Origin of the sequence: Paracidovorax anthurii (assembly GCF_003269065.1) — a bacterium.
In the GTDB taxonomy this organism is placed as follows: domain Bacteria; phylum Pseudomonadota; class Gammaproteobacteria; order Burkholderiales; family Burkholderiaceae_C; genus Paracidovorax; species Paracidovorax anthurii.
In genome coordinates, this window is record NZ_QLTA01000021.1 from 75,172 (window position 1) to 82,957 (window position 7,786).

Annotated in this window: 6 protein-coding genes; 1 reads left to right on the forward strand and 5 read right to left on the reverse strand. The window is 58.8% G+C overall.

The window, feature by feature from the left end; translation table 11 throughout:
* The 5 genes from AX018_RS12225 to AX018_RS12250 all read right to left on the reverse strand — a co-directional run bounded on the left by AX018_RS12225 (position 1) and on the right by AX018_RS12250 (position 7,416).
* Positions 1 to 1,386, reverse strand: coding sequence for a cytochrome ubiquinol oxidase subunit I (locus AX018_RS12225; protein ID WP_111877561.1), 1,386 nt, complete (start codon positions 1,384 to 1,386; stop codon positions 1 to 3).
* A gap of 7 nt (positions 1,387 to 1,393) precedes the next feature.
* Entirely contained in the window at positions 1,394 to 1,987 is a 594-nt protein-coding gene (locus tag AX018_RS12230) for a GbsR/MarR family transcriptional regulator (RefSeq protein ID WP_111877562.1), read from the reverse strand.
* Positions 1,988 to 2,519: 532 nt separating this feature from the next.
* Positions 2,520 to 3,125 carry a GspH/FimT family pseudopilin gene (locus AX018_RS12240; RefSeq protein ID WP_170146241.1) on the reverse strand — a complete coding sequence of 202 codons (606 nt, stop codon included), beginning with the start codon at positions 3,123 to 3,125 and terminating at the stop codon, positions 2,520 to 2,522.
* On the reverse strand, positions 3,122 to 3,604 hold the full coding sequence (locus AX018_RS12245; protein WP_111877564.1) for a type IV pilin protein: 483 nt from the start codon (positions 3,602 to 3,604) through the stop codon (positions 3,122 to 3,124). The genes AX018_RS12240 and AX018_RS12245 overlap by 4 nt, the downstream gene beginning before the upstream one ends.
* A complete protein-coding gene (locus AX018_RS12250) occupies positions 3,601 to 7,416 on the reverse strand; it encodes a pilus assembly protein (RefSeq protein ID WP_111877565.1) in 3,816 nt (1,271 codons plus the stop codon). The genes AX018_RS12245 and AX018_RS12250 overlap by 4 nt, the downstream gene beginning before the upstream one ends.
* 70 nt (positions 7,417 to 7,486) lie before the next feature.
* Between AX018_RS12250 and AX018_RS12255 the strand changes: the two genes are divergently transcribed.
* Positions 7,487 to 7,786, forward strand: a 300-nt coding sequence (locus tag AX018_RS12255; RefSeq protein WP_211322421.1) for a transposase, incomplete at its 3' end; no start/stop codon positions are given.

Below are 7,786 nucleotides of genomic sequence, written 5' to 3' on the forward strand. Positions count from 1 at the left end.
TCAGATCGCTTGGGGTGCCGGCGCATGCGCGGCGGGCGTGGGCATGGTGGCGTGTTCGGCCATGTGCTTGATGACCGCGATGTAGCTCACCAGCAGCACCGCGTAGACGACGAGGTAGGCCGTGAGCGATGCCGCCACTGTGGTGGGTGCGTGGGGGGCCACCGCATCCGCCGCGCGGAGCACACCGTAGACGAGATAGGGCTGCCGCCCGATTTCGGTCACGTACCAGCCGGCAAGGGTTGCCACCCAGCCCGAGAAGGTCATGCCCACCAGGGTCCAGAGCAGGGCTCGCGGCAGAAGGGCCGGCATGGCGCTGCCATGTGCGGTGGGCCGCTTGCGGCGACGCCACAAGGCAAAGGCGCTCCACCAGGCCACGGCCAGCATCAGCAGGCCCACGCCCACCATGACGCGAAAGCTCCAGAACACCGGTGCGACGGGCGGATGGGAGCCGGCGAACTCCTCCAGGCCCTTGAGTTCCGCGTCCGGGTCGTGCGCGAGGACGAGACTGGCCCCCTTGGGAATCTGCAAGGCGTAATCGGTCCGGGCCTCCTTTTCGTTGGGCCAGCCCAGCAGGGTGAGCGGTGCGCCTTTCTCGGTATGCCAGATGCCTTCGATGGCCGCGATCTTGGCGGGCTGGTGCTCGAGGGTGTTGAGCCCATGCATGTCGCCCATGAGGATCTGTGTGGGCATCGCGACGGCGACCGCGATCACGGCGGTGCGCAGTGCCAGCGGTGTGCCTTGCGTGGTGGTCCCCTTGAGGATCTGCCATGCGCTGACACCCGCGATGAGAAAGCCTGCCGTCAGTGTGGATGCGAGCAGCGTGTGGCCAAGACGGTACGGAAACGACGGATTGAACACGACGGCCCACCAGTCCGTGGCATGCAAGACACCGTTGATCACCTCATGGCCGGAGGGTGTCTGCATCCAGGAGTTCAGGCTCAGTATCCAGAAGGCCGAAAGGGTCGTGCCTGCTGCCACCAGCAGGGTGGCCGCGAGATGCACGCGATCGCTGACGCGGTTGCGCCCGAAAAGCATGATGCCGAGAAAGGTGGCCTCCAGAAAGAAGGCAGTGAACACCTCATAGCCCAGCAGCGGCCCCGCGATGTTGCCTGCGCGCTCCATGAAGCCCGGCCAGTTCGTGCCGAACTGGAAGCTCATCGTGACGCCCGACACCACGCCCAGCCCGAAGGTGAGGGCAAAGACCTTGGTCCAGAAATAGTAGGCCTGCTCCCAGCCGCGTGCGGCGGGCGTGCCCCGGGCGGCACGATGCCGCAGCCGGAAAACCACGAGGAACCAGCACAGCGCGATGTTGATCGTGGGAAACAGGATGTGAAAACTGATGTTGGCCGCGAACTGCAGCCGAGAGAGAAGAAAGGTGTCGTCCATGGCGCGCTCAGGCTTTCTTGGACGATGACGGCCCGCCGGTGCCCGTGGACTTGCCCGTGATGCGATCCTTGAACTCCAGCACGCGCGTGACGGCGGTGCCCATGCCCATGAGCTGCATTGCGGTTTCCGGCGCCAGTCGCTGCACATCGTCGAACCAGGTCATCAGCCGGTCGATGAGGTCGTGCATTTCGCGCATGCGCTGCTGGGCATGGCGTTCATCCGCAGACGTGGGCTCTTCGAGCAGGGCCATGCGCAGCATGGAGAGCGTCGGTTCGATCTCCCGGCGGCGGCGCTCCTCGGCCAGCGTGCGGAAGATCTGCCACACGTCTTGTGGTGCCTCGAAATACTCGCGGCGATCGCCGGGTTGGTGGCGCAACTGCACGAGGCGCCATGCCTGAAGCTCCTTGAGGCCCATGCTTACGTTGGAGCGGGAGAACTCCAGCGTTTCAGCGATCTCGTCCGCATTGAGAGGGCGAGGGGTGAGGTACAGCAGGGCGTAGATCTGCCCGACGGTGCGGTTGATACCCCAGCGGCTGCCCATTTCTCCGAAGTGGGCAACGAACTGGCGATTGAGCGATGGAAGTGCGTTGATCTGGGTCATGGCTGTATTGTGTATTGGATTTTCTGAATTTTCAAGAAATTCTGAAAATTCAATACACTCGCACTCGACTGGGCAGACAACCCCTGCGACGGCCGTACCCTTGCCGAGGTGCTGGGGCCGGTAGGCATCTTGACCCGCACCGATAAGCCGCCAGCAAGGCTACCGGGGTGTGTACATCGAAGGCGCGCGTATCCTGCGGTTTGGGCAAAAGCGCGGAGTCACCAGACCTGGACGTCGATGGGCAAGACGTGTCGCGCCATTGAGCCAGCCATCGGACATATGAAGATGGACGGATGCAGGGGGCGTAACCCGCTCAAGGGCATGCATCGGGGATGCACTGCCCGCCGCGAGCTCTGACCATGATCTGCGTCTGATTCTGGCTGCGCTGCGGCTTTTATCGCACCCGGGCTGTCCATGTCAGCCATCACATCGGGTGCTTGTCCAGTTTGGTGTGTCCTGGGCAGATGGCCTTTGTCTGAAAACCCAATCGCTCCGGGCTGACTTCTTGCCCCCTTGGCTTTGCAAGGCAGTTTTATGAGTCAGTTGCGAGACAGTTGCTGTCTGTGCTGCTTGTCGGCTTGCAGGTGCTGACCCTGCCCGCTTTACTGACTTTGATGCGCCGGGTTTCAGCAACCTGATTGGTTCCGGAAACGTCCGAGCGAGAGAGGTTCAATGTGAAATTTGCAAATGACGCATCTTTCATGCGCGGATAACCCGAACTGTCAAACATGACGTAGGCTGGATTGACCGCCGTTGAGCCTGTGCCTGATATCGCAATGAAATTGGGGACGGCTGGCTGAACGAGCACCGTGAAATCGTTGGCCGGCTCATATGCCTGAGACCTGTCAATGTCCACAAAGACCACCCAGCCATCCACCCAATTGGCGGCGTTTCCATTGGAGACTGGAACCACAAAGGCGTTCTTGCCTCGCTTCATCGCCTCCGCACGAGCCGCATTGAGGGCTCCTACAAGAGAGTTTGTCGCCGATGTGAGTTGGGAATTCCTCTGGAATTGCAAGAAACTGGGTGCCGCCAATGTCAGGAGTATGGCGGCAATGACCAATGTCACCATCAGTTCGATCAGCGTGAAACCCGCGGACCGACGTGCCATGGGATGCCGATGTTTTTGGATTTTCATGGCCAGCACACTTGAGGTTTGCTTCCCGAGCATGATTTCTGCCCGAAGCTGGTAAGGCTCAGCACCCCTGCATTGGGATCCGACTTGGTGGGAGTCGCCTCCACCATGACACAGGTTTTCATGTCCAGTGTGGTGCTCCCCGCTGTGCATTCCCTGGCAGACAGCCAATAGGCTGTCCCGGAGTTGGTATCTCCCGAGAAGACCTTGAATGGCACCGTAGATGACGTTCCTCCGGTGCATGTCGTCGCACTCACCGTACCCGTGGTGTTGGTGAACTTCAAATAGCAGTTGTTCTGGGTCATGTAGCGTTCTTGTTGCTGCATGAGCTCCATCAAGGCCGTGCGCCCTTGTGCCCGCCGCCCTTTCAGAATCGAGTCGGTATAGGCCGGATAGGCGACCGCTGCCAGCAGGCCAATGATCGCGACCACGATCATCAGCTCTATCAAACTAAAGCCGTTGCTGTGCTTTGAATGCGTCATGGTGCGTTCTTCAAGTCTTGGTAATTGTGGATTTGACGCCAGCTCAGTCTGCCTATGACCTCGGTGATCGTCACCTCTCCTCCAGTGCCGATACCGGTTTGTCCCGTATTGATCCGCTTCTGCTTGATCTGCCGAATACGCTGGCCTGCACTATCGAATGCTCCCACAATGGTTTGCGATTCGTTCTCAAGGAGCAGACCAGGGCCCAGCAGGCCAACTTGGGATTGAACATAGGTGCCAGCTCCGGTGCCGACATTGAGGGTGTAGGCGTTTCCGCTACCTGCCGCCGTAGCACAAGCCCCTTGACTGCCAGACGAGCCAGGGATGATCGTGTTGAATGCAGCGATCAGATTCCCCCGGTTGCTGATGGCGCTGATCAATCTTTCCCCCGTTCCGGAGAAGTCGACATACCACCCCGATCGAGGGTTGGAACTGTCCGTATCACTGGTCGCGTCGCCCCATGTGAATGCAGGCACGCTGATGGTCATGGTTGTCGTATTGATGGAGCCTTGTTTCAGGCGGGTCCTCCCGAGGATTGCCGCTGCACCTGAAACCGACCCATCCGTTCCATCGTCATACAGTGCATAGATCGTGTTGGTCTGTGTTGACGTGGCATCCGCCGTTTCCAGGAACTTTCCTGTGCCCACCATGACGTAGAACGTCTCCAGGCCTTGCACGACAGGGCCGGTGAACAGTCCCGGAGCCGCAGTAATGGGTTGCACGACATTGCCGGATGTCTTCGCGATGAAGAGTGGTGCGGGCTGGCCACCGCTCTTGAATGCCGTTACGTTGGTCATGCTCCAATTGTTGCTGGCCACGTCCTTGAAGTTGAGTTTCCAGACCCGGCCATGGAGATCTCCAATATAGATATTGGTGACTTCACCATTCGCGCCCCAGAGCGGGCTGAAATTGATGGCGCCCGTGGGCATGGTGACACTCAATGTGCTGTCGACTGGTAGCGAGATCTTGAAGTAATTCGTACCCAAAGCCCAGGCCGTTCCAACAGGTTTGTCGAGTGCCAGCAGGAAGAGCGCAGGGTTGCCGTTGCTGTAATTTCCGTTGCTGTCGGCTTTGACGTAATTGTTCACCCCGCTGGCTACCACAGCAAACCACCGGTACGTAGGAGTAGTGCCCGTATTGGTGCGCAGTTTCAGGATTCTGGGCTGGCCCACCACATAACCCATGTCCGCATCATCGGTCGTGGTGAATTCCCACATCACTTTGGATGCATCGAAGGTGCCAGGGCTTGTGACATCCAGTGCAAACACGCCCTGTCCGCCAGCGCCCGTGCCGGATACCAGCACCGTTTTCCAATCGGTGGCAGCGCCACTGGATGCCACTTGGGCTTCTGCGATGACCGGAGGCGCATCGACGTAGCTCTGGTGGTTGTTGACGTAATTGGTGCTGGTAAGTGCCGAGAGCTTCGACCCCATCCAACTGGGGATATAGGCGAATAACTCATCACCCGTGTCGGCATTGAGGCTGTGAAGCATGCCATCGTTGGCACCAACAAAGACTGCTTTGGTGCGATTGCGGTTTGCATTCAGAAAAGCGGTGTATCCGGTGCCGGAGTAGGCCGATGACGGTGCTCCAGAATAAACCACGGAGGAATTGACGATATCTCCCAGCAGTGAGCTGGAACTCCGAACCCGGAAGGGGTTGCCTTCCCTGGTCCGATCCCCACGCAGGAAGTTCAGGCGCAGCTGTCCCCGTCCGTCTGCTGCAGAACTTGGGGTTTCTTTGTTGAGTTGTGCCTGCAGAGAACTGTCAATGGTGGTCCATGTAAAGCTCACAGCCTTGGGGCTGGCCGTGGCCGATGTGCTTCCCACATAAATCTTCCGATTCGTGGCGGGATCGCTCATTGTTGCCAACCGATCGGCTGCGCTCCAGGTTGCCGAGCCTATCGAGACCGTACCACTGCTGTCGACCGAGATGGGTTCCGAGACGACATCTCCGCTCCAGTTGCTGGTATCAAATTTCGCAGAGAAAACTGCTGTGGGGGAGCTTGCGCTGACTCGAGGGGACGAAGAACTGGCGCCCGCAATACTCCGCGCCGTGGAAGCTGATCGGTTGAATATGTCTTCGAAGGCGTTCAGAACCCCACGGGCGCTGCTTTGCAGGTAATAGGTGCTGGCTTCGCCGGGGTCGCTGGATTTTTGCCAGACATTGTTGTTATTAACACCATCCTTGTCTTTGAAAGGATTGCCTTGGAGGTTGTATGGTTTGGAGCCCGGATTGGACGGGTCGGACTCGAAGCCGCCATATTTGGCTGCCATGAAGAACTGATTGGCAAAACGACGGGTATTTGTGTCATTCTGGGCTCCATATTCGTTCACGTCGAATAGGAAGGTCTTGATGCGCAGGCCCGGCCGTTGCTTGGATGGCCCACTTCCTGCGGTCCAGTTGGTTCCACGAATGTCGTGCGTGTGGGCCCAGTAGGCAGAACCCATGATTTGACTGGTGCCTGATGCGGATGGAACGCTGTTGTTGACTCCATTCGGATTGGCGACAGGGCGTACCACTCCGCTTCCATCCACATAGGTCGTTGATGTCTGGTTCTTCTCGAATGCTTGCACAATGCCTCGCCAGGCATTGATGTCCATAATGTTGTTGGCCGCATTGGGTGTCGGCAGGCGATTGCCGTCGTGGGTATTGATGTCTCCAATCACCACGACATTGCTTTTTACGCAGGAGTAATCAGAGGCTGCAGTGCGTGAGCCTCCATACGGGTCGGTCCAATCGGTGTAGACGGGGTAGCCGTCATACATGGAGGTCGTCATGTTGCTGATGGCGTCAGCGCTGGGTGCAAGGCCTTGCAGGTAGCGCAGCGTCTCATAATGCAGTTCACCCACCGGATCGTATGTCTTGTAGCGTCCTTGGACAGGGCCCGTTCGCCCGAATTTATTCAGGTAATTGATGACGCCACTGATGCCGAAATTCAGGCTGGAGTTGGTGTTGGTGTAATTGTCCGGATTGGTCAGGAAGACCCCTGTATTGGCATTCCATTCAGCCGCGGCGTTTCCGGTGGCAGGGGTGTTGTCCTGCCCTCTTTCATCGTAGGTCTTGGTGCCCACATACTTCATGGGTGCGCGCAGCACACCACCATAGCGCCCATTGTTATAGCTGGCGGTTGGGTCCATCAGATAGCCGAACGCAGCCAGTCTCAGTTGGTCGCTATATTTCTGAATGACCCCGGTGGGCTTGTAATTGCCGCTAGGATACTGCCGGCACAGGTTGTAATCACGAGAGTCATTCAGGGTGCCGCTGGTACTGTCGCAAACTTGTACTCGCGAATAGAAGAAACCGTCGCTGTTCAGGTTGCTCTGAGTGGGGGGGCGCCATGATCCGGAGTAGCTGACGGTATAAACGGTTTTCGGCACGCCTACTGCGGGGTCGCCGAAGACGCTGTTGCATCCGGAAGAGCAGTTCAATCCTTCGCTTACAGCGGCCACATACCATCTGCTACCGGCTCCGTACCAGACTTCCCGGATGCCCGAGAACGTGCAGGTACCGGTCTCACCGTTGATACAGCGGGTGGCGCCGCTGGGTAATTGCGTGCCGCTGCGCACCGGAGTTTCCATGACGTTGCCAGTCGTCGTCGATGGGCTTCCCAGCGTATAGCTGGCAGGGCCGCTGGAGCAATTACCGGCCTTGGCTTTGCCGAAATAAATCCGGTTGAGGGTGTTGGCTACCCAGATGTCGCTTCCACCAGCTGCAGTCACCATTGCATTGGGCACAGCTCCCCAATAGGTCCCGGTACCCCCGCCATCTTTCGAAAGTTGCTTGGCGGGAAAGTTGGTGGTGTTCCACATGCAGACAGGATCCCCGTTGGGGATGGCTTTGTTGCACAAATCACCCCGGCCACACCGGTAGACTGAAGGCGTGACGGAAGCAAAGAGCGAGAGGCGGACCAAGTACCGCACGACGAACTGGAAAGCCTACAACGCAGCGCTGAAGGCGCGAGGATCGTTGACGATGTGGCTGGATGAAGGCATGCAGTGGCTTGGCAAGCCGAACGGCAAGCGCGGGCGCAGCCCGACGTTCTCGGACGCAGCCATCCAGTTTTGCTTGAGCATCAAGTGCCTGTTCGGCCAGCCCCTGCGGCAGGCGCTGGGCATGGTGGACAGCCTGCTGCGGCTGGCCAAGCTGGACTGGCCGGTGCCGGACTTCAGCACGGTGTGC

What these genes read in the sequence shown, in the direction of transcription:
- AX018_RS12225 (WP_111877561.1), bottom strand. Translation starts at nt 1,386, where the DNA reads ATGGACGACACCTTTCTTCTCTCTCGGCTGCAGTTCGCGGCCAACATC.
- AX018_RS12230 (WP_111877562.1), bottom strand. Translation starts at nt 1,987, where the DNA reads ATGACCCAGATCAACGCACTTCCATCGCTCAATCGCCAGTTCGTTGCC.
- AX018_RS12240 (WP_170146241.1), bottom strand. Translation starts at nt 3,125, where the DNA reads ATGAAAATCCAAAAACATCGGCATCCCATGGCACGTCGGTCCGCGGGT.
- AX018_RS12245 (WP_111877564.1), bottom strand. Translation starts at nt 3,604, where the DNA reads ATGACGCATTCAAAGCACAGCAACGGCTTTAGTTTGATAGAGCTGATG.
- AX018_RS12250 (WP_111877565.1), bottom strand. Translation starts at nt 7,416, where the DNA reads ATGTGGAACACCACCAACTTTCCCGCCAAGCAACTTTCGAAAGATGGC.